General features: G+C 32.6%; 24 protein-coding genes. 19 read left to right on the plus strand and 5 right to left on the minus strand.

Features of this window, described 5'->3' with window-relative positions:
- Positions 1-32 precede the first annotated feature (32 nt).
- On the minus strand, positions 33-3,101 hold the full coding sequence (locus ACWJKP_RS00965) for an AAA family ATPase (RefSeq protein WP_165411793.1): 3,069 nt from the start codon (positions 3,099-3,101) through the stop codon (positions 33-35).
- A 313-nt stretch (positions 3,102-3,414) separates the two neighbouring features.
- Here ACWJKP_RS00965 and ACWJKP_RS00970 point away from each other — a divergent pair, with 313 nt between their 5' ends.
- The 5 genes from ACWJKP_RS00970 to ACWJKP_RS00990 all read left to right on the plus strand — a co-directional run bounded on the left by ACWJKP_RS00970 (position 3,415) and on the right by ACWJKP_RS00990 (position 7,402).
- Positions 3,415-3,648, plus strand: a complete 234-nt coding sequence (locus ACWJKP_RS00970; protein WP_224579108.1) for a hypothetical protein — start codon at positions 3,415-3,417, stop codon at positions 3,646-3,648.
- Between the two features lie 71 nt (positions 3,649-3,719).
- Positions 3,720-3,896 (plus strand): hypothetical protein, encoded by a 177-nt coding sequence (locus tag ACWJKP_RS00975; RefSeq protein WP_224579106.1) that lies wholly within the window; start codon positions 3,720-3,722, stop codon positions 3,894-3,896.
- A gap of 257 nt (positions 3,897-4,153) precedes the next feature.
- On the plus strand, positions 4,154-5,461 hold the full coding sequence (locus tag ACWJKP_RS00980) for a Na+/H+ antiporter family protein (protein ID WP_165411792.1): 1,308 nt from the start codon (positions 4,154-4,156) through the stop codon (positions 5,459-5,461).
- Between the two features lie 38 nt (positions 5,462-5,499).
- Complete coding sequence (gene hutH / locus ACWJKP_RS00985) at positions 5,500-7,029, plus strand: histidine ammonia-lyase (RefSeq protein WP_165411791.1); 1,530 nt, start codon at positions 5,500-5,502, stop codon at positions 7,027-7,029.
- A gap of 172 nt (positions 7,030-7,201) precedes the next feature.
- Positions 7,202-7,402 (plus strand): demethoxyubiquinone hydroxylase family protein, encoded by a 201-nt coding sequence (locus ACWJKP_RS00990; protein ID WP_165411790.1) that lies wholly within the window; start codon positions 7,202-7,204, stop codon positions 7,400-7,402.
- A gap of 107 nt (positions 7,403-7,509) precedes the next feature.
- Here the strand turns inward: ACWJKP_RS00990 and ACWJKP_RS00995 are convergent, their stop codons facing one another.
- From ACWJKP_RS00995 to ACWJKP_RS01010, 4 genes are all read right to left on the minus strand, one after another.
- On the minus strand, positions 7,510-8,151 hold the full coding sequence (locus tag ACWJKP_RS00995) for a tRNA-uridine aminocarboxypropyltransferase (RefSeq protein ID WP_165411789.1): 642 nt from the start codon (positions 8,149-8,151) through the stop codon (positions 7,510-7,512).
- A gap of 268 nt (positions 8,152-8,419) precedes the next feature.
- Complete coding sequence (locus ACWJKP_RS01000) at positions 8,420-9,136, minus strand: ATP-binding cassette domain-containing protein (protein ID WP_165411788.1); 717 nt, start codon at positions 9,134-9,136, stop codon at positions 8,420-8,422.
- Entirely contained in the window at positions 9,093-9,299 is a 207-nt protein-coding gene (locus ACWJKP_RS01005) for a hypothetical protein (RefSeq protein WP_165411860.1), read from the minus strand. The genes ACWJKP_RS01000 and ACWJKP_RS01005 overlap by 44 nt, the downstream gene beginning before the upstream one ends.
- 17 nt (positions 9,300-9,316) lie before the next feature.
- Positions 9,317-9,652: an ABC transporter ATP-binding protein gene (locus tag ACWJKP_RS01010; protein ID WP_165411787.1), complete on the minus strand. Its 336-nt coding sequence runs from the start codon at positions 9,650-9,652 to the stop codon at positions 9,317-9,319.
- A 254-nt stretch (positions 9,653-9,906) separates the two neighbouring features.
- Between ACWJKP_RS01010 and ACWJKP_RS01015 the strand changes: the two genes are divergently transcribed.
- The 14 genes from ACWJKP_RS01015 (at position 9,907) to ACWJKP_RS01080 (ending at position 22,551) form a co-directional block, all read left to right on the plus strand.
- Positions 9,907-10,980, plus strand: coding sequence for an NAD(P)H-dependent flavin oxidoreductase (locus ACWJKP_RS01015; RefSeq protein ID WP_165411786.1), 1,074 nt, complete (start codon positions 9,907-9,909; stop codon positions 10,978-10,980).
- A gap of 148 nt (positions 10,981-11,128) precedes the next feature.
- Positions 11,129-11,581, plus strand: coding sequence for a MarR family winged helix-turn-helix transcriptional regulator (locus tag ACWJKP_RS01020; protein WP_165411859.1), 453 nt, complete (start codon positions 11,129-11,131; stop codon positions 11,579-11,581).
- Between the two features lie 19 nt (positions 11,582-11,600).
- Complete coding sequence (locus ACWJKP_RS01025; protein WP_165411785.1) at positions 11,601-12,584, plus strand: beta-ketoacyl-ACP synthase III; 984 nt, start codon at positions 11,601-11,603, stop codon at positions 12,582-12,584.
- Positions 12,585-12,604: 20 nt separating this feature from the next.
- Entirely contained in the window at positions 12,605-12,835 is a 231-nt protein-coding gene (gene acpP, locus ACWJKP_RS01030) for an acyl carrier protein (RefSeq protein ID WP_165411784.1), read from the plus strand.
- Positions 12,836-13,145: 310 nt separating this feature from the next.
- A complete protein-coding gene (fabK, locus tag ACWJKP_RS01035; protein WP_165411783.1) occupies positions 13,146-14,078 on the plus strand; it encodes an enoyl-[acyl-carrier-protein] reductase FabK in 933 nt (310 codons plus the stop codon).
- A gap of 30 nt (positions 14,079-14,108) precedes the next feature.
- On the plus strand, positions 14,109-15,047 hold the full coding sequence (gene fabD / locus ACWJKP_RS01040) for an ACP S-malonyltransferase (RefSeq protein WP_165411782.1): 939 nt from the start codon (positions 14,109-14,111) through the stop codon (positions 15,045-15,047).
- 84 nt (positions 15,048-15,131) lie between these two features.
- Positions 15,132-15,872, plus strand: a complete 741-nt coding sequence (gene fabG / locus ACWJKP_RS01045; RefSeq protein WP_165411858.1) for a 3-oxoacyl-[acyl-carrier-protein] reductase — start codon at positions 15,132-15,134, stop codon at positions 15,870-15,872.
- A 31-nt stretch (positions 15,873-15,903) separates the two neighbouring features.
- On the plus strand, positions 15,904-17,145 hold the full coding sequence (gene fabF, locus ACWJKP_RS01050) for a beta-ketoacyl-ACP synthase II (RefSeq protein WP_165411781.1): 1,242 nt from the start codon (positions 15,904-15,906) through the stop codon (positions 17,143-17,145).
- Between the two features lie 2 nt (positions 17,146-17,147).
- Positions 17,148-17,666: an acetyl-CoA carboxylase biotin carboxyl carrier protein gene (gene accB / locus ACWJKP_RS01055; RefSeq protein ID WP_165411780.1), complete on the plus strand. Its 519-nt coding sequence runs from the start codon at positions 17,148-17,150 to the stop codon at positions 17,664-17,666.
- A gap of 69 nt (positions 17,667-17,735) precedes the next feature.
- Positions 17,736-18,182 carry a 3-hydroxyacyl-ACP dehydratase FabZ gene (gene fabZ, locus ACWJKP_RS01060; protein ID WP_165411779.1) on the plus strand — a complete coding sequence of 149 codons (447 nt, stop codon included), beginning with the start codon at positions 17,736-17,738 and terminating at the stop codon, positions 18,180-18,182.
- 50 nt (positions 18,183-18,232) lie between these two features.
- Positions 18,233-19,576, plus strand: a complete 1,344-nt coding sequence (locus ACWJKP_RS01065) for an acetyl-CoA carboxylase biotin carboxylase subunit (RefSeq protein ID WP_165411778.1) — start codon at positions 18,233-18,235, stop codon at positions 19,574-19,576.
- Positions 19,577-19,686: 110 nt separating this feature from the next.
- A complete protein-coding gene (gene accD / locus ACWJKP_RS01070; RefSeq protein WP_165411777.1) occupies positions 19,687-20,547 on the plus strand; it encodes an acetyl-CoA carboxylase, carboxyltransferase subunit beta in 861 nt (286 codons plus the stop codon).
- A gap of 42 nt (positions 20,548-20,589) precedes the next feature.
- Entirely contained in the window at positions 20,590-21,540 is a 951-nt protein-coding gene (locus ACWJKP_RS01075) for an acetyl-CoA carboxylase carboxyltransferase subunit alpha (RefSeq protein ID WP_165411776.1), read from the plus strand.
- Between the two features lie 129 nt (positions 21,541-21,669).
- Positions 21,670-22,551: a DegV family protein gene (locus tag ACWJKP_RS01080; protein ID WP_165411775.1), complete on the plus strand. Its 882-nt coding sequence runs from the start codon at positions 21,670-21,672 to the stop codon at positions 22,549-22,551.
- Positions 22,552-22,590 lie beyond the last annotated feature (39 nt).

The raw sequence follows: 22,590 nt of genomic DNA on the forward strand, positions 1-22,590 counted from the left end.
CACATTTTAATACTATGTCGTCATTAAAATGTCTATTTTTTGGGGCACCCATAACTATTTTCTTTTATTAAGGTATTTAGCAAATCTATTTCATAATTATCCTTTGAGGTAGTTAAAAAATTAATACTATTTTCACAATAGAATTGTAAATTTTCATTTAAGTACATATTAAAAATTTTATTTAACTTTTCATTATTTTTCATTTCACTTTTAATTTGAGCTTTTACCATATATACAATTCCAATTTCATGAGGGTTTTTTAGCAACGTTGAATGCACATCTGAATTTTTTAAATATTTTAAGGCACTTTCATAATTTCCTTCACTAATTAGTATTCTTGACATAAAGGCTTCTACAATAGACTTTTCCCACATTAAATCGAATTGTTTATATATATCCATGGCCCTTTCGAAATATTTTTTTGCCTCAGGATATGATCCCATATTGAAACATGTTTCACCCGCATTTATGTTGAAAATAGAAAGACTGGTGAATACATTTTTTTCTTCGCATATTTTTATTGCTCTATTGAAAAAGTCTAAAGCTTCTTGAAATTTCATGCTTTGTCTTCTTATATCGCCTATATAGTTATAAGCGGCCGCTATACTCAAGGCGTATTTATCAGCTACACTTTTAGTTACATTAAAGATATTTATAGATTCATTAAAGAGTCTTTCTGCTTCACTGTATTTTCCCTGCATTTTTTTATATAAGGCTTTAAATCGTAAAAATACACCTATTTCCATATGATAATTACAATCTGCTGCTTTATCTAAACCGATGTTTACATATTTTATCATATCATCAATATTATTAGTCTGTATACAATAATATATCATCTGCTTGTACCCTTCTATGGAGTAATCTGAATCTTCAATCTCATTAGCTTTTTCTATCATTTCATTTATGAACTCAACGCCTTTTTCATAGCTGCCTTCTCTTATAAGATATCTCCCTTTAATATGTAAAAATTCGATCTCTAATCTTAAAACTTCTTTAGAGTTTTTACAGTCAGTTTTTATTTTTAATAGTAGAATTTCTATCTTCTTTATGCTTTTAATGGTTTTATCGTTACTAAAATATAGGTTGTTATAAAAATTAACATCCTTATAATATAGTACTGGATAAAGTTCATGACTAAAATTTAAATATACGTTTAAACTTTTTATACTATACTTTAATGTTGCTAAATTATTATTTGCGTTTGAAAAGTGATAAACAAGTTTATTATAAGTAGTTATATCACTTCTATTATTTGTTAAACCCTTTTCAATAATGTATCCTATATTATTATGAAGAATTTTTCTTCTTGCCAAAGATTGATTGATGTAAATAAATTCCCTTAACTTTTGATGAGTAAACATAAAGCTTATTATATTATTGTTATTTGTTTCTTTTAATATAAATTTATTTTGAAGTTCTTCTATTGAGTCAATTATCTTAAGTTCATCTTCTCCTGTAAGTTCATGTAAAATATATAAAGGTATTTCATCAAAAAATAAAGATGAAATTCTTAATATATTTTTGCATTCTTCAGAAATATCTAAAAGCCTGCTTTTCATTACATCCTGCATTTTAGAAGACATAATATTTATACCACTATTAGATTTTATAGTATTAATATATTCTGTTAAAAAAAATGCATTCCCTTCAGTTTCGTTGTATATTTTATTTACTATATCTTTATTGAAATGATTTTTTGGAAGACCAATTTTAATGAAATTTTCGACTTCATCATTATTAAATCTTAATAAATCCATCCTTAAAATCTTATTATGTTTATTTGCTGAAGCTAAGAATTTATCTATTTCGATATTGCATTCATTTCTATATGTCATGAAACACAAAATGTTAGCATGACCATGTAAAATTATATTGCTTAAAAATGTTAAACTACCATAATCAATCCACTGTATATCCTCAAAAATAAGCATTATTTTCTTTTCGTATGCAATTTTAGTAAGTATATTAGTTATTACATTTCCAATGACTTCATATTTTAATGTATAGTTACTCTCTATAACCTTAAGGCTTTGTTCTTTATTATCTAATTCATCAATCTCAGAAAAACAATTTTCTAAAATATCTTCCCATAAAGTTGGGATTTTTATATTTTTATTTTTCATAATTTCGGAAAGCTTGGATAATATTATGGTCCATGGTTTTAAAATACAATCCTTTTCAAATTGAAAACAATAAGTTTCTAAAATACAAGTTGTATCCTCATCTACTACTTCTAGAAATTTATCTTTCAATCTTGTTTTTCCTATACCAGCTTCGCCTACCAAAAATACGGATTTCGAAGGTTCATTTTTCATGAAATTATTGTAATTGTTTTGTAATATCCTCAATTCATTATATCTTCCATAGAAAAAATCATCAGCGCTTTTACTGCTCTTAACTGTATTCATAATATCTATTACTTCATTAACTATATTTAATATTTTATCATTAAGAGAAATGGATAATTCATCTTTAAATAATTTCTTAACATCATTATATGTTTCAATTGCTTGGTTATATTTACCTTGATTTTTGTAACTTTCCAATAGATATATATAAGCATTTTCATTGAATTCATCTATTTTTATCAATAGCTTTGAATATTTTTCAACAATATCATAATTATTATTATGTAATTCCTTTTCTATCTTTTTATTCAATTTATCAATATACATACATTCCAAATTTTCACGCATTTCTAATAGCCAAATTTCAAAATTTTCTGCATTTTTAGGGCAAAATCCTTGTAGAAATTCTCCTTTAAAAACATCTATTTCATTTTCATCACTCATAAAAGTATATATATCTACGTCTATTTTTATATCTGGATTGAGCATAATTATTGATTTTTGAGGGGATATCAATACCGGAACATTAGAGCATTTATTTATTTTATAGATAGCATTTCTTAGATTCTTTTTAGCATTGCCTTCTTCTTGGTTAGCCCAAAAAAGTTCTGAGAGATGCTCTCTGTTATCTTGTTTATTTAGCAGTAAATAACAAAATAGGCCTTGAGCTTTACTGAATGGTAAAAATATTTCTTTTTCATTGACAGTTACGCAAAAATTACCAAACATTTTGCAATATATATAATCCATCGAATCACTCCCGTATAATGCCATAAACTTTCTTATATAAATTATACTACAATATAAATAAAATGCCAAAATAAGATTATAGCTGAAATCTTTATACGGAAATTCTGGATTAATAGATGCAATATAGACGTAAATAGAAAAATGTAATATAAATGCAAGTGTAAAAAGGCAAAATAGTACTATGACAAGAGATGAAATGTATTTTTATGGTAAAAAAACAGTGAACTAATAATGTACAGGATATACTTAAAATTTTTATCAAAGTTAATTAATAATTCATAATAGACACTTATTTGACGTTTGGATGTTAAAATTGATTTATAATAAAAACAAAAAGGAAGTTATAACAATAAAGTTACATTTCATTAAAGTAAATCCAGTAGAAAATATGACCGTTTTTATTTTAGAGCCTGTACCGAGACAATTTCATATCAATGTTGATAATAAAATTATGGAGTATGGAAGCCTCCATGCTGAACAGGTTGAATTCATAGAAAAACCTTGTACAGAAGAAGGAAAAAGTAGCACTGTCCTAGGCTTCAGATGATGGGAGGCGAGTTTTGTGAAAATGCGACAAGGTCGTTAGCGGCAGTTTTGGTGGATAAGGAGTATCCTTGTGTGAAAAAGGGAAATGAAAAACTTATTGTTCCTTTAGAAGTATCAGGATTTAACGGAGTAATAAATTATGAGGTAGAGCATTTAAAAAATAGCAACGAATATAGTTCTAAAATTGTTATGCCTTTGGTTAAAGAGACTAAATATTTTTATGTTAATCACAATGGAATCGTTTACTAATATGCAGTGGTAGAGTTTCCAGGAATAATTCATTTAATAGTAGATAGTAAAGGGATATCTGATAAAGAAGGATTTTTTTAAAAAGTAAAAAGTAAACTGGAATACATAGCGTTTGATGTTAAGCAGCCAGGTGGAGAGCTACAAGTAACGACTGAATGGTATAATGAATGTATAAAAAAATTTACTTAAATGGTAAGGTAAAAATTGTTGCTGAAGGTGAAGTTTATCTATAACAATTAGCCACGAGGAGGGAATATATGTTATTATTTAATCCAGTTGTTGTATCAGTTATTGTAATGATAATTTTATGTCTTTTTAAACTTAATGTGCTACTGTCTATATTAATTGCAGCTATGACAGCAGGCTTAGTTTCTGGTATGTCTTTGGGAGATACTATGAGGACACTCATTGGAGGAATGGGAGGAAATGCTGAAACTGCATTAAGCTATATATTACTTGGCGCATTAGCAGTTGCAGTAAATAAAACTGGACTAGCAGGAATCTTGGCTAAGAAAATATCTAAAATTGTTGGACAAAAGAAATATGTATTTATAATGTTATTAGCCTTTTTAGGTTGTTTTTCTCAAAACCTTATACCAGTTCATATAGCATATATTCCAATATTAATACCACCGCTACTTTTATTAATGAATAAACTTAAAATAGACAGGAGAGCAGTAGCTTGTGCTCTTACATTTGGATTAAAGGCTCCGTATATTGTTTTACCAGTAGGATTTGGTCTAATATTTCATGGTATTATAAGTTCTGAAATGACTAAAAATGGTATACCTGTTATGACAGCTGATGTAGCTAAAGTGCTATGGCTTCCAGGGATTGGAATGGTTATAGGTCTTCTTTTAGCTGTATTTTATACTTATAGAAAACCAAGAGAATATAAGGATATTCAAATAGAAGGGCTGGATGAAATTAAAGATGGAGACCTTAAAATGAATTCAAAGCATTGGCGTGTTCTAATTGGAGCCGTGTCTGCATTTGTAATTCAAGTTCTTACAGGATCTCTTCCTCTTGGGGCATTGGGAGCATTAATTATAATATTTGTTTCAGGAGCAGTTAAGTTCGAGGATGTTAATGGCTTACTTGATGGTGGAATCAAAATAATGGGTTTAATAGCATTTATAATGCTTGTTGCATCAGGTTATGGGGATGTTTTAAGAAAAACTGGAGCAGTGGAAGCTTTAGTTGTATCTCTTGCAGGAATGGTTAATGGAAGTAAACTGGCAGGTGCAGTTTTAATGTTACTTGTTGGTTTATTAGTAACGATGGGTATAGGAAGTTCATTTGGTACTATTCCTATAGTAGCCGCAATTTACTGCCCACTTGCAATGAAACTTGGATTTTCTCCACTAGCTACTATACTTCTAATAGGTGTTGCATCAGCGCTTGGAGATGCAGGTTCACCAGCATCAGATAGCACACTTGGGCCAACATCAGGACTTAGTGTAGATGGTCAACATGATCATATTTGGGATACATGTGTACCGACATTCTTACATTATACTATACCACTTATGATATTTGGTATTATAGGAGCTATGATATTCTAGTTTAAATAAATTACTAATAAATTTTAGGAGGAATAAAAATGAAAGAAATACTTTTGACAGGAAATGATTTAACTTTAGAGGAAATGGTATCTATAGCTAGAGATGGTTGCAGGGTTTCTATAAAAGAGAGTGCTATAGAAAGAGTTATAAAATCAAGAGCAATAATTGATGATATAGTTGAAAATGAAAGAGCTGTTTATGGTGTAACTACAGGGTTTGGTGAATTTTGTAATGTTAGTATTTCTAAAGAAGATTGCAAAACACTTCAAAGAAACTTAATTTGCTCACATGCTTGTGGATATGGTCCTAAATTTCCAACTGATGTCGTACGAGCTATAATGCTTTTAAGAGCTAATGCACTATCAAAAGGATTTTCAGGTATAAGACCTGGAACTTTGCAAACATTAATTGAAATGATTAATAAAGGTGTTTACCCAACAATTCCTGAAAAAGGATCTTTAGGAGCATCAGGAGATTTAGCTCCACTTGCACATATGGTTTTACCTATGATTGGTGAAGGTGAAGCAGAGTATAAAGGTGAAATATTACCAGGTAAAGTTGCTATGGGAAAAGCGGGAATTCCTATAATAGAACTTGATGCTAAAGAAGGTTTAGCGCTTATAAATGGTACCCAAGTTTTAACGGCAACAGGAGCTTTAGCTACTTATGATGCTATAAAGTTATTAAAAACTAGTGATATAGCAGCAGCTTTGACAATGGAGGCTTTAAGAGGAATTACAGATGCTTTTGATCCAAGAATTCATGTGCTAAGACCACAGCCAGGACAATTAGCAACAGCCAGAAACATATTAAAACTAGTTGAAGGTAGTACTTATGTAACAAGACAAGGCGAAGTAAGAGTACAAGATGCTTATTCATTAAGATGTGTGCCTCAAATTCATGGTGCAAGTAAAGATGCTATAAACTATGTAAAAGCTCAAGTTGAAAGAGAAATAAATTCAGTAACAGACAACCCTATAGTAACTGAAGAGGGAGACGTAATTTCAGGAGGTAATTTCCACGGAGAACCTATGGCATTAAGCTTTGACTTCTTAGGAATTGGATCAGCTGAAATTGCTAGTGTATCTGAGCGAAGATTAGAAAGATTGATCAACCCTCAATTAAATGATTTACCAGCGTTCTTAGCTAAACATGGTGGATTAAACTCAGGATTTATGATTACACAATATGCAGCAGCAGCCTTAGTATCTGAGAATAAAATATTAGCTCATCCTGCATCAGTAGACTCAATACCTTCTTCGGCTAATCAAGAAGACTTAGTTAGTATGGGAACAATAGCAGCAAGAAAGGCTAGGGATATAGTTGATAATGCATCTAGAGTAGTTTCAACAGAAATATTAGCTGCATGTCAAGCTATAGATTTCAGAAAAGAATCTGGATTCAAACTTGGTATGGCAACTCAAGAAGCTTACGATTTAGTTAGAAAATCTGTAGACTTTATTGAATATGATATAGTTATGTATAAAGATCTAGATAAAGTTACTGAACTCGTTAAGAGCGGAAAATTATTAGCAGCAGTAGAAAAAGTAGTTGAAATAGAATATTAATATAACCCAAAGTATAAAAGGGAGCGAAATAAAATAGAAGTAATTTCTATTTTGTTTCGCTCCCCTTTTTTTTAAAAATAAAATCACATTCTTAATATAAATATATATATGTATGTTTATGTAGATATATTGTAGCCTATAAAAAATTTAAACTATAAATGTACCAAGACAAATGTCAAATGAAGAGCTAGCGCAAGCAAATCGTGTTGACATTTCTGGTGAACTTGAAGCTATCATAGGTTATGAAGCTCATTCAAGGTCTACAACCGATGAAAAAGTTAAAAAGGTTTTGAATCACATTGCAGATGAAGAAAGAAGACACGTTGGGGAGCTTCAAGAAGTTTTGTATATGTTATCTCCAAAGGATTCCTAATTTATGGAGGAGGGTAAACAGAAAATTAAAGATCAGCAGTCTCAAAATTTTCAGCAACAAATGTAGTAATTTTCACTTTTAAAGCATCACTTTCAGTGCTGTATATTTCAACTATTATTAGAAAGCGAAAGTTTGTGGCCACTTGAACCCGCTTTATAGCTTTTTAAAAATAAATTGTAAAACTCATTTACTACTTGTGCATTTTCAAGTTCTCTATTTAGTTTTAATACTTCGATTGCAGCTTCTATTGTGCATAGATTACCATCAACCGCACCTCGTCTTAAATCATACTTAGACTTATAATTTGGCTTCAATGAAATAATTGGTAGTTTTTCTAGATAGGGACTTCTCCTGACTATTTTCCGTGCTTCCTTCCACGTACCGTCTATGATAATAAATACAGGGATTTTACCTGTGTTTTTATATTCAACTTTTCGGAGCGCGGCTTCACAATTTTCTACAGGGAAAAGTAAGAATGGCTCATATATTTCATTATTTAGATTTGCTACTAATTTTTCAGGTATCTCTGTTCTTTCCCAAAGAAAAATTTCTGTTGAATGTGGATTAACTATCTTTAATATTCTCGCGGTATTAGAGGGCCTGTAAAATTCTTTTTCTGTAGATAGAATCCAAATATTCGCATTAGTTTTTATTTTAGGTGCTTTATCACAAAGGCAATTTATAATTGGTAACCCACATGTATTACAACTATCATATAGACTTGTTATTTGTTTTACTTTATAAACCAATTCATAATGCCTCCTAAATCCTTTTAATATTTCATTTATATTTAGTTCATTATACTACCATAAAATACTATTATCAACGTGGCTAACCCTAATTAAAATCTATTCAACTACCAGTAGATAATAGGGAGCATAACAGCACTTAAATTCATGATCTAATAAAGTATAACGCTGAAAAGGCCACATAATGGATATTCATTCCACCATGTGGACGGTTTTTGTACGTATGTCGGCTATACCCCCTCTAATGCCAGTTTAATCTTTTAAGTGATTATAACTCAATTATTTTGTCGAAATTATCTATCAATTCCTCGCTTAAACAATGTGTGATGAGAATAATAGTGAAATTAGGATTTTTTAATAACATTGACTCGACTTCAAATGCATTTTTTTTATCTAATGCTGAAGTTCCTTCATCAATAATGATGATTGGTTTATGACGGATCAAAGCTCTGGCTATAGAAAGGCGTTGTTTTTGGCCACCTGAAATGTTATTCCCTTCTTCGCCTAAAAAAGTATTTAAACTTTGATCTAAAGATAAAACAAAATCACTTAGACAGCTTTCTTTTAATGAATTATCTAATTCCTCTTCAGTAAAGTTTTCGCATAATGTTATATTATCTTTTATAGTCCCACTAAATATATATACATTTTGACTAATATATGCAAAATTCTCACTAATACTTTCTTGACTATATTGTTTTATATCAACATTATCAATATATATGTTTCCTTCATAATTATTTAAATGACCTAAAATCAATTTAATCAATGTGGTTTTATTACTTCCGCTTTTCCCAATGATTGCATATTTTTTCCCGTTTTCAAAGATAAGTGAAAGATTTTTAAAAACATCTTCATTTTTATAACCGAAACTTACATTTCTAAGTTCAATGGAGTTAGAAAAAGGTGGGCACATTTCTAAAGTTGTAAATTCATTAGAATCATTCTTCTTGTTGCTCAGACATAGCTTTTGAATCTTTTTCAACAGTTTTGTTCATAAGCTTTGGGGGAATTATCATTAAAACACATAAAATAATTGCAAGCATTGCGACCCACAAGTGAATATATACTAGTCCACATAATGAAAATATAATCATAGATAATTGTGAAATTAATACGAAAAATTGGTTGAATGTTGTACTTTCAATCTGAGTTACATCATTAGTTAACCAAGAAACATAGCTTCCGGTCTCATTTTATAAAATTGCTCATAGTCCATTTGTGTTAATTTATCTGTAATTTGATATCTTAAAGTAAAATTCATTTTTGCAACGGCTTTTGCTGTATTTATTTTACTTTCATAATTCATAATGATTGATATAGTCCACATCAAAATCATAAAAATACTTTGTTTTATTAAGGCATGTACATTACCTGCAATAATAACATTCAAGAGATTTGCTAACATTAACGCTGTTAATACAAATAACAACGATGACAGTATATTCAAAATGCTTGCAATTACCACTATTTTTTTATTTTGACCAATAACCTTTTTCATATTTCCTCCTCATCATAATGACGGATAGTGTTAATTCATTATAATACAATCTATGCTAAAGGCAATTAAAATATTAAATTAATAAATAATTTTCAAAACATAGTAAATACTAAGAAGTATGTAATGTAAAACGGTATTATCAAAAAAATACTCAAAAAAGTTATAAGATACTTTTGTCTTGACATAGAATATAAAAATATATATACTTTGACTATCAAACTAATTTAAAATCAAAGTAAAGGGAGCGGATAATTATGAAGTTACCTCCTTTAAAAATTGGAGAATTAATAGCAAGTATTCCTATAATCCAAGGCGGTATGGGAGTGGGAGTGTCTCTTTCGAGTCTAGCATCAGCGGTTGCAAATGAAGGCGGGATTGGGATAATATCTACTGCTCAAATTGGATATAATGAAAAAGACTTTGGAACCAATGCAAAGGAAGCAAACATAAGATCATTAAGAAGTGAAATCAGAAGAGCTAGAGAATTAAGTCCTAAGGGTATTATTGGGATAAATATTATGGTAGCTATGAATAATTATGAAGAGCTTACGGCAACTGCTTTAGAAGAAGGAATAGATTTAATAATATCTGGTGCAGGACTTGCACTTAATTTACCTAAAATGGCCAAGGGGTTCAATACAAAGCTTGCACCAATAGTATCATCAGCAAAGGCAGCTACAGTTATATCAAAAATGTGGGATAAAAAAAACAATTGTGCTGCAGATTTAATTATTGTTGAAGGCTCTGAAGCTGGTGGACATCTTGGTTTCTCTATGGAAGCATTACTAGAAAAGAAAACCCAAGACTTAAAGGATATAGTTAAAGAAGTTATTGAGGCAATCAAGCCTTTTGAAGAAAAGTATAATAAAAAAATTCCTGTAGTAGCTGCTGGTGGAATTTATACTGGCGCAGACATTGCAGAAATCATGAAACTTGGAGCAGCAGGGGTACAAATGGCTACTAGATTTGTGGCTACGCAGGAGTGTGATGCTAGTTTAGCTTTTAAAATGGCTTATGTTAATTTAAAAGAAGAAGATATAAAGATAGTAAAAAGTCCCGTAGGTATGCCGGGGAGGGCTATTAACAATAAGTTTATGAGGCTCACTCAGGAAAGTGGTTGCAAAGTGGATAAATGTTATTTATGCATAAAGGACTGTAATCCTCAAAAAACTCCTTATTGTATTACGGAAGCGTTAATACAATCAGTAAAAGGTAATTTAGATAAGGGACTTATTTTCGTGGGAAGTAATGCTTACAAAGTAGATAAAATTATATCGGTTAAAGAACTTATGAGTGAACTAGTAGTAGAGGCAGAACACAATTTTTGATTTTATTACAAATTTAAATTAACAAAGAAAATTTGCATATTTATGGTAATGATATTGACAAATAATCATTACATCGATATACTTTGATTGTCAAAGTATATGAAAAGTAAAGTACATGAAAATCGAAGTATGGGAAATGGTGATAAATATGAGCAAATCTGTTGGTGTTATAAATGAACTTTTAGTAGAGACCTTTAACGATATATTACAGATAGAACAGAGGGCACTTAAAGAGGGGATACTTAAAGACCTATCTATAACGGAAATACATACTATTGATGCAATAGGGATGTATGAGTACAGAACTATGTCAGAAGCAGCTCAAGATATTAAAATTACTGTAGGTACGCTTACAACGGCTATCGATAAACTTCTTAAAAAAGGATATGTAAATAGGAAAAGAGGAGAAGAAGATAGAAGATCAGTAATGATTGCGCTTACTAGAAAAGGGAAACTCGCCTATAGAATACATGAAAAATTTCATTCTGATATGGTGCACGCAACTATAGATGGTCTAAATGCAGAAGAAGAAGATGTACTAATAAAATCTCTTGAAAAATTAAATGATTTCTTCAAAAAAAAATACAGATTAGAAAGTTAATGAAAGGATCGATTAAGGAATGAATGAAGTACAAATAATTGGTACAGGAAGTTATGCTCCTCTAAACATAATGACTAATCATCAATTGGCAGAGATTGTAGATACTTCTGATGAATGGATAGTTTCTATGACGGGTATCAAAGAGAGACATATATCACAAGGTGAAAACACTTCAGACTTAGCAACAAAAGCAGCCTTCGAGGCATTAAAGGATGCACAAGTTAAAGCGGAAGATATAGATTTGATAATTCTTGCAAGTACATCGCCTGATCAATTTGTACCGGCCACTGCATGCATAGTTCAAGGGAATATTGGGGCAGTTAATGCTATGGCCTTTGACATATCAGCAGCATGTACGGGGTTTATATTTGCCCTTGATATAGCAACGCAATTTCTTAAAACAGGAGAGCGTAAACGAGCCTTAATAATAGGTGCGGAGGTTCTATCAAAGATTGTTGATTGGACAGATAGAAAAACCTGTATACTCTTTGGTGATGGAGCAGGAGCGGCAGTTCTTGAGGCAGGCAGTAAAAAAGGGATTATTTCTATAAATTCAGCTTCAGAAGGTGAAAAGGGTGGAGTTTTAACTTGTCCTACTGTAGATGTAAAAAACACCTTTATAGAAGGAAATGAAAGTTTTAATGCGAAAATAAGTATGGATGGCAAAGAGATTTTTAAATTTGCAGTAAAAACTATTGCAAGCAGTATAAATGAAATCTTAATTGAAGATAATTACACTTTAGAGGATGTTAAATATGTAGTTTGCCATCAAGCAAACTACCGAATAATAGATTTTGTAGTTAGAAAGTTGAAGTCTGATAAAGATAAATTCTTTGTTAACTTAGATCGTTATGGAAACACTTCAGCGGCAAGCATAGCTATAGCAATAGATGAAATGAATAAGAAGAATTTATTAAAAGCTGGAGATAAGATTATACTTGTAGGCTTTGGCGGTGGATTAACCTACGGAGCTTCATTAATAGAATGGACAATTAATAAATAAAATATTAGGAGGAATTAGTAATGGTATTTGAAAAAGTTAAAAATGTAATAGTTGAACAATTAGGGATAGACGAAGCAGAGGTCAAAATGGAGTCAAATTTCACAGATGATTTAGGAATAGATTCTCTTGAAATATTTGAAATTGTAATGTCACTCGAAGAGGCCTTTGAAATTGAAATACCGAATGAAGATATAGAAAACATTAAAGACGTAAAGGGAATTGTTAACTATATAGAAGAAAAGTTAAAATAATAGGAATTAATGAGTTAGGCGATTAGAGAACTGAGCTACTAATCATATTAAAATTTAGTTTATTTCAGTATGATAAAAGAGTATATATTACATGAAATGTAGTCCACGTAATATATGCTTTTTTTTCTATAATTATCTGACTTTAACGACATTTCAGAAGGGAAATCTCCCATTTCTATAAGTGGGAGTTCCATACTATAACGAAGAAGAAACTTCAGTGGGAGTATAAATCTCCTTCTGGGATTGTTATATTGCAACTCCGCAGGAGATGATTTGGCTATATACTTTTAAGGAATAAAGGAGGGATAAAATGTTTAATTCCATATTTTTTGAAGATTTAGGTGTGAAATATCCGATAATACAAGGTGGTATGGCTTGGGTTGCAGACAGTAGCTTAGCATCTGCAGTATCTAATGCAGGGGGATTAGGTATTATAGCAGCGGCTAATGCACCAGTTGATTATATAAGAAATGAAATTAGAAAAGCAAAGAAGTTAACAGATAAACCATTTGGCGTTAATATAATGCTTTTAAGTGATAATGCAGAAGAAATTGCACAGCTTGTATGTGAAGAAGGTATTAAAGTTGTTACTACGGGTGCAGGCAATCCAGGTAAGTATATGGAACTTTGGAAGTCACATGGAATTAAGGTGATACCAGTGGTACCATCAGTGGCACTGGCTAAACGCATGGAGAGGGCAGGCGCAGATGCAGTTATCGCAGAAGGTTGTGAATCTGGAGGACATATCGGTGAACTTACAACTATGGCTCTGGTTCCACAAGTTGTTGATGGAGTTAGTATTCCGGTGATTGCAGCAGGGGGCGTAGGTGATGGGCGTGGTATTGCGGCAGCATTTATGCTTGGAGCCCAGGGAGTTCAAGTAGGAACAAGATTTTTAGTGGCGGATGAATGTACAATACATGAAAAGTACAAAAAGAAGGTATTGGCTGCAAAGGATATAGACTCTGTAGTTACAGGAAGACCTACAGGGCACCCTGTTAGGGCTTTGAAAAATAGGTTATCAAGACAATTTCAAAAGCTTGAAAAGGAAAATGCTCCAGTAGAGGAGCTAGAGGCCCTCGGACGAGGATGTCTACAAAGGGCAGTAAAAGAAGGCGATATTGAGATGGGATCTGTTGTGGCGGGCCAAATCGCAGGTCTTGTAAAGAAAGAACAAAGTTGCAGAGAAATTATAGAAGAAATGTTTGCAGAGGCAGAAGAAGGTATTATAAAATTTAGATAAAAAAGAATATTATCATTTAAGGAGGGAAATATGAGTAAAATTGCTTTCATTTTTCCTGGACAGGGAGCCCAATATATTGGTATGGGCAAGGAATTATTTCAAAATATAGAGGTTTGCAAAAATATATTTAATATAGCAGATAAGGAGCTTAAATTTGAGCTAAGCAAACTTTGTTTTGAGGGCACAGAAGATGAGCTAGATATCACAGAGAATACTCAACCAGCTATTTTAACTACTAGTATAGCAGCCCTTATGGCATTAAAAGAACATGGCATAAAATGTGATGTAACTGCAGGACTTAGTCTTGGAGAGTACTCAGCACTGGTTTGTAGTGGAGCTATGGATTTCAAAGATGCGGTAAAGATTGTTAAAAAGCGTGGACGATTTATGCAGGAAGCAGTGCCTGTAGGGATAGGAACTATGGCAGCTATTTTAGGCCTTGCAGTTAACTTAGTTGAAGAAGCTTGTAGTGAGGCTAGAACCTCTGGGATAGTAGAAATCGCTAATTTAAACTGCCCAGGACAAATAGTAATTGCCGGGGAAATAGCGGCGGTAGAACTTGCATGCGAAAGAGCTGTGAAAAAAGGCGCAAAACGGGCTATTAATTTACCTGTAAGCGCACCATTTCATACTTCTATGTTAAAACCAGCAGCGGAGAAGTTAGAAATTGAACTTGAAAATATAAACCTTAAAGACATTACTATTCCAGTAATGTCAAATGTAAATGGTGATTATGTAAAAGGCAAGGATGATATTAAAGGTAATTTAAAACTTCAAGTTATGAGTTCCGTTTTATGGGAAACAATTATAAGAAATATGATAAAAGACGGTGTCGATACTTTCGTAGAAATAGGTCCAGGTAAGGTCCTGTGTGGATTTATCAAGAAAATAGATAGAAAACTTACAGTAGTTAATGTAGAAGATATGGCATCTTTGGACAAAGCTGTTGCATCTTTAAGTAAGCGATAGAATTGCTTAAACAATAGAATTGCTTAAACAATAGAATTGATTAAAAAGTGGAATCCTATGAAAGATGTAAAGGAGCATGAATTTATGTTAAAAGGGAAAACAGCAGTAGTTACAGGAGCTAGTCGGGGTATCGGAAGAGCAATAGCCGTAAAGCTAGCAAAGCTTGGAGCAAATGTAGTTGTTAACTATAGAAATAGTGAAGACGCAGTGCGCGAAGTAGTTAAAGAAATAGAAGATTTAGGAGTTAAGGTGTTAGCAATTCAATGTGATATTAGCAGTTATAGTGATGTGGAAAATATGATGAAAAAAAGTGTTGAAGAGTTCGGAAGCTTAGATATTCTAGTTAATAATGCTGGTATAACAAAAGATGGTCTTTTAATGAGAATGAAGGAAGCTGATTTTGACAGTGTTATAGATATTAACCTGAAGGGTGCTTTTAATTGCACAAAACATGTATCAGCCATAATGCTTAAACAGAGAAGTGGAAGAGTAATAAATATATCTTCAGTGTCTGGGCTTACAGGAAATGCAGGCCAAGTGAATTATTCCTCCGCAAAGGCAGGTATAATAGGTATGACTAAGGCCGTGGCTAGGGAATTTGGGGGCCGTGGAGTTACGTGTAATGCAGTAGCGCCAGGATATGTTCAAACAGATATGACACGTGGTTTGACCGAAAAGGTAAAGGATACTATAATGAGCACTATTCCGCTAAGGAGACTTGGAACGCCAGAAGATGTGGCAAATGTAGTAGCATTTCTAGCCTCAGAGGAAGCTTCATACATAACAGGTCAAGTTATAAATGTAGATGGTGGAATGGTAATGTAACTTAGTTGATGATTAAAGGAGGGTTTACTTTATGAAAAATAGAGTTGTTATAACAGGCATGGGAGCAGTTACTCCTATAGGAAATGATGTAAATAGTTTTTGGGATAATATAAAAAAAGGTACTTGTGGCATAGATGTAATTAAGGCTTTCGATATTTCTAAATTTAAATGTAAGCTTGCTGCAGAGGTTAAGGATTTTGATGTAACGGTTGCACTCGACAAAAGAGAAGCTAGAAAAATGGATAAATATTGTCAGTATGCAATGGTTGCAGCAGATGAAGCAATTAAAATTTCAGGACTAGATTTAAAAACTATAGATAGTGAAAGATTAGCAGTAATAGTTGGTTCAGGAATAGGCGGAATTGGTACTATTGAGAACGAGCATGCAAAACTTATGGAAAAGGGAGCAAGCAGAGTTACCCCTTACTTAATACCTATGATAATAGGTAATATGGCAGCCGGGAATATTGCAATAAAATATGGTGCTAAAGGTATGTGCTCGAGCGTTGTTACGGCTTGTGCTACAGGAACTAATGCAATAGGAGATGCTTTTCACATGATTCAAGATGGAAGAGCGGACATAATAATAGCTGGAGGTGCAGAGGCTTCAATAAGCCCACTAGCCTTAGCAGGGTTTGCACAACTAACAGCTTTAAGCAAAAGTGAAGATCCTTTAAGAGCATCAATTCCTTTTGATAAAGAGAGGGATGGTTTTATTATGGGAGATGGTGCAGGTATAGTTATACTTGAATCTTTAGAGCATGCAGAAAAAAGAAATGCAAAAATATATTCAGAGGTTAAGGGCTATGGATCAACTTGTGATGCCTATCATATAACTTCACCATCTCCAGATGGAGAAGGAGCAGCAAGATCAATGATAATAGCGCTTAAAGACGCAGATGTTAAGGCAGAAGAAATATCTTACATTAATGCACATGGAACAAGTACTCCATATAATGATAAGTTTGAAACTATAGCTATAAAATCTGCTTTTGGGGAATATGCATATAAAATACCTGTAAGTTCAACAAAGTCCATGACAGGTCATCTCTTAGGAGCATCAGGGGCTATAGAAGCTATAGTATGTGCAAAAGCATTAGAAGAAGGTTTTGTGCCAGCAACTATAGGATATAAAGTGCCAGATGAAGATTGTGATTTAGATTACGTTCCAAACGTAGGAAGAAAACAGCAACTTAAATATGCATTGTCAAATTCATTAGGCTTTGGTGGTCATAATGCTACTATTATATTAAAAAGATGGGACGGTAGATAATTATGGATTATAAAAATATTCAAGAGTTAATAAAAACCGTTAGTGAATCGATTCTTACTTCTTTTGAAATTGAGACAGAAGGTATCAGAATAATGATGGAGAAAAAAGAACAACAGGTGGTAATAGAAAAAACACCTTTAAATGCTGCACCTTTAGAGCGAGTTGCTAAGGAAACCCTTACTAGGGAAGATGTAGCTTCTAAAGAAGTGTATTTAGAAAAACTAGAAAAGGATATAGCTATAACTACAGAAAATGCAGAAAAGGCAATACCCAAGGAAAACCTATTTGTAGTTAAATCACCTATTGTTGGAACTATGTATTCTTCTCCAAGTGCTGAATCAAAGAATTTTGTAAAGGTTGGGACTAAGGTTAAAGTTGGAGACACACTTTGTATTTTAGAAGCTATGAAGCTTATGAATGAAATTGAAAGCGAAGTAGATGGAGAAGTTGTAGAAGTATTGGTTTCAAATGAAGATATGGTAGAGTACGGACAGCCATTGTTCAAAATAATTGAAAACTAGTGGCGAAAAGACAGCTTTAAACTGTCATATGGTGACCGGTGTAATTGCATGAAAGGTGGAATCATTAATATGGAAGATATAAAAGGTACTACTTTAGATATAAAACAAATACAAGAAATTATTCCTCATAGATATCCATTTTTATTTGTGGATAAAGTAGAGGAACTAGAACCAGGCAAAAGAGCTGTTGGGTATAAGAATGTTACTATGAATGAGTATTTCTTTCAGGGGCATTTTCCAGAAGAACCTATACTTCCGGGAGTAATAATTATTGAGGCTTTAGCGCAGGTTGGGGCAGTGGCACTTTTAAGTATGGAGAGCTATAAAGGTAAAATAGCTTACTTTGGTGGTATTAATAAAGCTAAATTTAGAAAGAAAGTTGTTCCGGGAGATGTGTTAAAGCTTGAGGTAGAAATAATCAAAATGAAGGGACCTGTTGGGATAGGTCTAGGCATAGCTACAGTAAATGGAGTTAAAGTGGCGCAAGCTGAAATTACATTTGCGGTAGGGAAATAAACATTAAAAACACTTTTGTTAATAATTTTTAGTGTGGGGAAGGTAATAATATGTTTAAGAAGATATTGATTGCAAATAGAGGCGAGATTGCGGTAAGAATAATCAGGGCGTGTAATGAAATGGGTATTCAAACTGTTGCAGTATATTCTGAGGGAGATAAAGATGCTCTTCATACTCAAATGGCAGATGAGGCTGTATGTATTGGACCTAGTAAATCTAAGGATAGTTATTTAAATATGCAAAATATTTTAAGTGCCACGGTGCTTACGGGCGCAGAGGCAATTCATCCGGGGTATGGGTTCTTATCTGAAAATAGTAAGTTTGCACAGATGTGTGAGGAGTGTAATATAAAATATATAGGCCCAAATTCACAAAACATTGATAATATGGGAAATAAATTAAAGGCAAGAGAAATTATGATAAATGCTGGGATACCAGTAGTCCCTGGTTCGGGCGGAGCGATTGACTCTGAAGCAGATGCTTTAACGGAAGCTGAAAAAATAGGATATCCTGTAATGATAAAGGCCTCAGCAGGAGGCGGGGGACGAGGAATTAGAGTCGTTAGTAAAATAGAAGATCTTATACCTGCGTACAACACTGCGAAAGCTGAGGCGAAAACTGCTTTCGGTGATGATACAATGTATATGGAAAAATTCATAGAAGAGCCAAGACATATAGAGTTTCAAATACTTGCAGATGAGCATGGAAATGTTGTTCATCTTGGCGAGAGAGACTGTTCTATTCAAAGGCGTAATCAGAAGGTAATAGAAGAGGCACCAGGAGTCCGAATGACAGGAGAACTTAGAAAACAGATGGGTGAGGTTGCAGTTAAAGCGGCTAAGTCTATTAATTATAAAAATGCTGGAACTATAGAGTTTTTATTAGATAAACATGAAAAATATTACTTTATGGAGATGAATACACGTATACAGGTAGAGCATCCAATAACAGAAATGATCACTAGAGTAGATTTAGTTAAAGCGCAGATAAGAATTGCTGCAGGCCAAACACTTCCTTATGAACAGGAGGATATAAAAATTGAGGGCCATGCTATTGAATGTAGAATAAATGCAGAAAATCCTTCTAAAAACTTTATGCCTTGTCCTGGCGTTATAAAATCACTACATATTCCAGGGGGATATGGAGTAAGGATTGATAGTGCGGCATATCAAGGATACAAGATTCCACCCACATATGACTCCATGATAGGAAAACTCATTGTGCATGGAAAAGATAGAGATGAAGCAATACGTAAAATGAGAAGAGTATTAGGGGAGTTTATAATAGAGGGTGTGGATACTAATATAGATTTTCAATTTAAAATAATAAATAATAGTAATTTTATAAAAGGAAAATTTGATACTAGTTTTATTAGTAAAGAATTTAACAAGTAGCTAAACACATGCTGGAATTTATTGCATAAAAGTTTTATACTATGAGAGTGGTATCTATTTGGTATGCTATAAATTATAGTGTAGGTATGTTTTTAGAAAGGGGTAGCTATATGTTTGAGTTTAAACGTATATTTAAAAAAAGTAAATATATTGAGGTTAAAAGTTTAGAAGATGAATATGGTGAGAAAAAACCTAATATCCCTACAGGAATGTGGGTTAAATGCGAAACATGTGGTAAAATCCTTTATAATAAGGATTTAGAGAGTAGCATAATGACATGTGATAATTGTAGAACCCATTTCAGAATTGGGTCTAGAGAAAGAATAAATTATACTATAGATGAAGGGACTTTTATAGAATACGATAAAGATATGATCTCAGATGACCCTATAGATTTTGAGGGATATAAAGATAAACTCCAAAGTTTGCATGATAAAACCTTATTAAAAGAAGCTGTAATAACTGGAGAAGGAAAGATAAATGGACAGGATACGTTAATTGCAGTAATGGATAGCAATTTTATGATGGGAAGCATGGGCTGCGTTGTCGGAGAGAAAATTACAAGGGTCATTGAAAGAGCAACAGAAGCTAAAAAACCAATTATTATATTTACTGCCTCAGGGGGAGCTAGGATGCAGGAAGGCATATTTTCGCTAATGCAAATGGCTAAAACTAGTGCTGCTATTGCAAGGCATAATGAAAAAGGTTGTCTTTATATAACTGTTCTTACAGACCCAACTACAGGTGGAGTTACAGCAAGTTTTGCTATGCTGGGAGATATAATAATCTCTGAACCTAATGCATTAATAGGGTTTGCAGGTAAAAGAGTTATTGAACAAACATTAAAGCAACAATTACCTGATGGTTTTCAAAGGGCTGAATTTCTGCTCCAAAAAGGTTTTATAGATAAAGTAGTGGATAGAAAAGCTATGAAGGATACTTTAACGCAAATATTGAAAATTCATTCATAGCATTAAGAGAAAGACAAAAGTAACGGTAGGGAGTGGAATTTTATGGTAACTTTACCTTTTGAAAAGCACATGTATGAACTTAAAAGTAAAATAGATGAACTAAAGAATTTAGCAATAGATCAAAATATGGATTTAGAAAAAGAAATAAGACAGATGGAAATTAAGCTCTACAATATGAAAAAGGAAGCCTATAAAAACTTAACTGCCTGGGATAAAGTAAGTATTGCGAGGCTTGTGGAACGTCCTACTGCTCTTGATTATATAAATCTGATTTTTGATTCCTTTATGGAGCTACATGGTGATAGGTATTATGGAGATGATTCTGCTATTGTAGGTGGAATAGCAGAGTTTAATGGTATTCCTATAACTGTTATAGCCCAGCAAAAGGGAAATAACACCAAGGAAAACATAAAGAGAAACTTCGGTATGCCAAATCCAGAGGGGTATAGAAAAGTGTTAAGACTTATGAAACAGGCAGAAAAATTTAAAAGGCCTATTATTTGTCTTGTAGATACTCCGGGAGCATATTGTGGACTAGGTGCAGAAGAAAGAGGTCAAGGTGAGGCAATTGCTAGAAATCTTATGGAAATGGCAACATTAAAAACACCAGTAATTTCAATAGTTATAGGAGAAGGCGGAAGTGGTGGAGCTTTAGCTATGGCGGTAGCAGATGAGGTTTGGATGCTAGAACATGCAATTTATTCTATTTTGTCACCGGAAGGTTTTGCTAGCATATTATATAAAGATGCAAGTCTTGCTAAAGAAGCGGCTACTGCAATGAAAATAACAGCTCAGGATTTAATTGATTTTGGAATAATAGATAGAATTATAAAAGAGCCTTTAGGTGGGGCGCACACTAATTTAGAGGAGATGGCGGCAAGTATTAAACGTAATTTAGAGGAGTCAATTGTTAGATTAATGCGGGAACCTATAGAATCTTTACTTACTAAGAGATATTATAAATTTAGAAAGATTGGCAAGGTAGTGGAATAATTTTCATTTTAGTGATGTTAAGAAAAGTATATATACTTTTCTTTTTTTTTGTATTGAAGTGTTTATATAAATCATACATAATAGAAGGTGAGAATAATATTTAAGATAATGGCAAAGGGGAATTAAGTTATGAGTAGAACACACAGTGGGACGATTTTAGTGATAGATTCAGGATGCGATCTATCTTTAGATTATATTAAACAAGAAAACATAGTACCGATAGGAATAATATGTAATTTTAAAGGTCAAGCAATAGAGGATGATTTTGGGAAAAATATTATTCGTAAGGACTTTTATGATGCTTTAAGGCAGGGGGAGATGCCTACTACATCACAAATAAATAGTCAAAGATATGTAGAGGTTTTTAGAAAGTATGTGAAGGAAGAAAAATCTATAATATATATTGCTTTGTCTTCTGCATTAACAGGAACTATAAACAGTGCAAATATAGCAATAGAGACTATACTTGAAGAGTTCCCAGAGGCGGATATAAGTATAGTTGATAGTAAATGCGCAAGCCTTGGACAAGGGCTGTTAGTGCATTATGCTTATGAAATGTTAAAGAAAGGAAATTCAAAACAAGAGATAGTTACCTGGCTTGAGGAAAATAAACTTAAGATTAACCACTGGTTTACAGTTAATGATTTAAACCATTTAAAAAGAGGTGGAAGAATTTCAAGTTCCGCTGCAGCTGTTGGCACCTTGTTAAATATAAAACCAGTTTTGTTTGTGGATAATGAAGGAAGACTTACTCCTTTTTCTAAGTGTAGAGGTAGAAAAAAGGCAATAAATACCTTAGTTGAAAAATTCAAGGAAAGAACAGACCCAAATAAAGAGCAAGTTATTGCTATAAGTCATGGAGATTGTATTGAAGATGCATTAGCTTTAGAGGCTTTGGTTAGAGAAAATGGAAATGTTAAAGATGTTATTTTAAATTATGTGGGTACGGCAATAGGGTCCCATACAGGACCAGAAATATTAGGATTATATTTTATGGGTGATGAAAGATAATGGTTAAGGCGTATTATGATAAATGGAATTGCAATTTAT

This window comes from Clostridium sp. CM037, assembly GCF_055081095.1.

What these genes read in the sequence shown, in the direction of transcription:
- ACWJKP_RS00965 (WP_165411793.1), bottom strand. Translation starts at nt 3,101, where the DNA reads ATGGATTATATATATTGCAAAATGTTTGGTAATTTTTGCGTAACTGTC.
- ACWJKP_RS00980 (WP_165411792.1), top strand. Translation starts at nt 4,154, where the DNA reads ATGTTATTATTTAATCCAGTTGTTGTATCAGTTATTGTAATGATAATT.
- hutH (WP_165411791.1), top strand. Translation starts at nt 5,500, where the DNA reads ATGAAAGAAATACTTTTGACAGGAAATGATTTAACTTTAGAGGAAATG.
- ACWJKP_RS00990 (WP_165411790.1), top strand. Translation starts at nt 7,202, where the DNA reads ATGTCAAATGAAGAGCTAGCGCAAGCAAATCGTGTTGACATTTCTGGT.
- ACWJKP_RS01010 (WP_165411787.1), bottom strand. Translation starts at nt 9,652, where the DNA reads ATGAAAAAGGTTATTGGTCAAAATAAAAAAATAGTGGTAATTGCAAGC.
- ACWJKP_RS01015 (WP_165411786.1), top strand. Translation starts at nt 9,907, where the DNA reads ATGAAGTTACCTCCTTTAAAAATTGGAGAATTAATAGCAAGTATTCCT.
- ACWJKP_RS01020 (WP_165411859.1), top strand. Translation starts at nt 11,129, where the DNA reads ATGAGCAAATCTGTTGGTGTTATAAATGAACTTTTAGTAGAGACCTTT.
- ACWJKP_RS01025 (WP_165411785.1), top strand. Translation starts at nt 11,601, where the DNA reads ATGAATGAAGTACAAATAATTGGTACAGGAAGTTATGCTCCTCTAAAC.
- acpP (WP_165411784.1), top strand. Translation starts at nt 12,605, where the DNA reads ATGGTATTTGAAAAAGTTAAAAATGTAATAGTTGAACAATTAGGGATA.
- fabK (WP_165411783.1), top strand. Translation starts at nt 13,146, where the DNA reads ATGTTTAATTCCATATTTTTTGAAGATTTAGGTGTGAAATATCCGATA.
- fabD (WP_165411782.1), top strand. Translation starts at nt 14,109, where the DNA reads ATGAGTAAAATTGCTTTCATTTTTCCTGGACAGGGAGCCCAATATATT.
- fabG (WP_165411858.1), top strand. Translation starts at nt 15,132, where the DNA reads ATGTTAAAAGGGAAAACAGCAGTAGTTACAGGAGCTAGTCGGGGTATC.
- fabF (WP_165411781.1), top strand. Translation starts at nt 15,904, where the DNA reads ATGAAAAATAGAGTTGTTATAACAGGCATGGGAGCAGTTACTCCTATA.
- accB (WP_165411780.1), top strand. Translation starts at nt 17,148, where the DNA reads ATGGATTATAAAAATATTCAAGAGTTAATAAAAACCGTTAGTGAATCG.
- fabZ (WP_165411779.1), top strand. Translation starts at nt 17,736, where the DNA reads ATGGAAGATATAAAAGGTACTACTTTAGATATAAAACAAATACAAGAA.
- ACWJKP_RS01065 (WP_165411778.1), top strand. Translation starts at nt 18,233, where the DNA reads ATGTTTAAGAAGATATTGATTGCAAATAGAGGCGAGATTGCGGTAAGA.
- accD (WP_165411777.1), top strand. Translation starts at nt 19,687, where the DNA reads ATGTTTGAGTTTAAACGTATATTTAAAAAAAGTAAATATATTGAGGTT.
- ACWJKP_RS01075 (WP_165411776.1), top strand. Translation starts at nt 20,590, where the DNA reads ATGGTAACTTTACCTTTTGAAAAGCACATGTATGAACTTAAAAGTAAA.
- ACWJKP_RS01080 (WP_165411775.1), top strand. Translation starts at nt 21,670, where the DNA reads ATGAGTAGAACACACAGTGGGACGATTTTAGTGATAGATTCAGGATGC.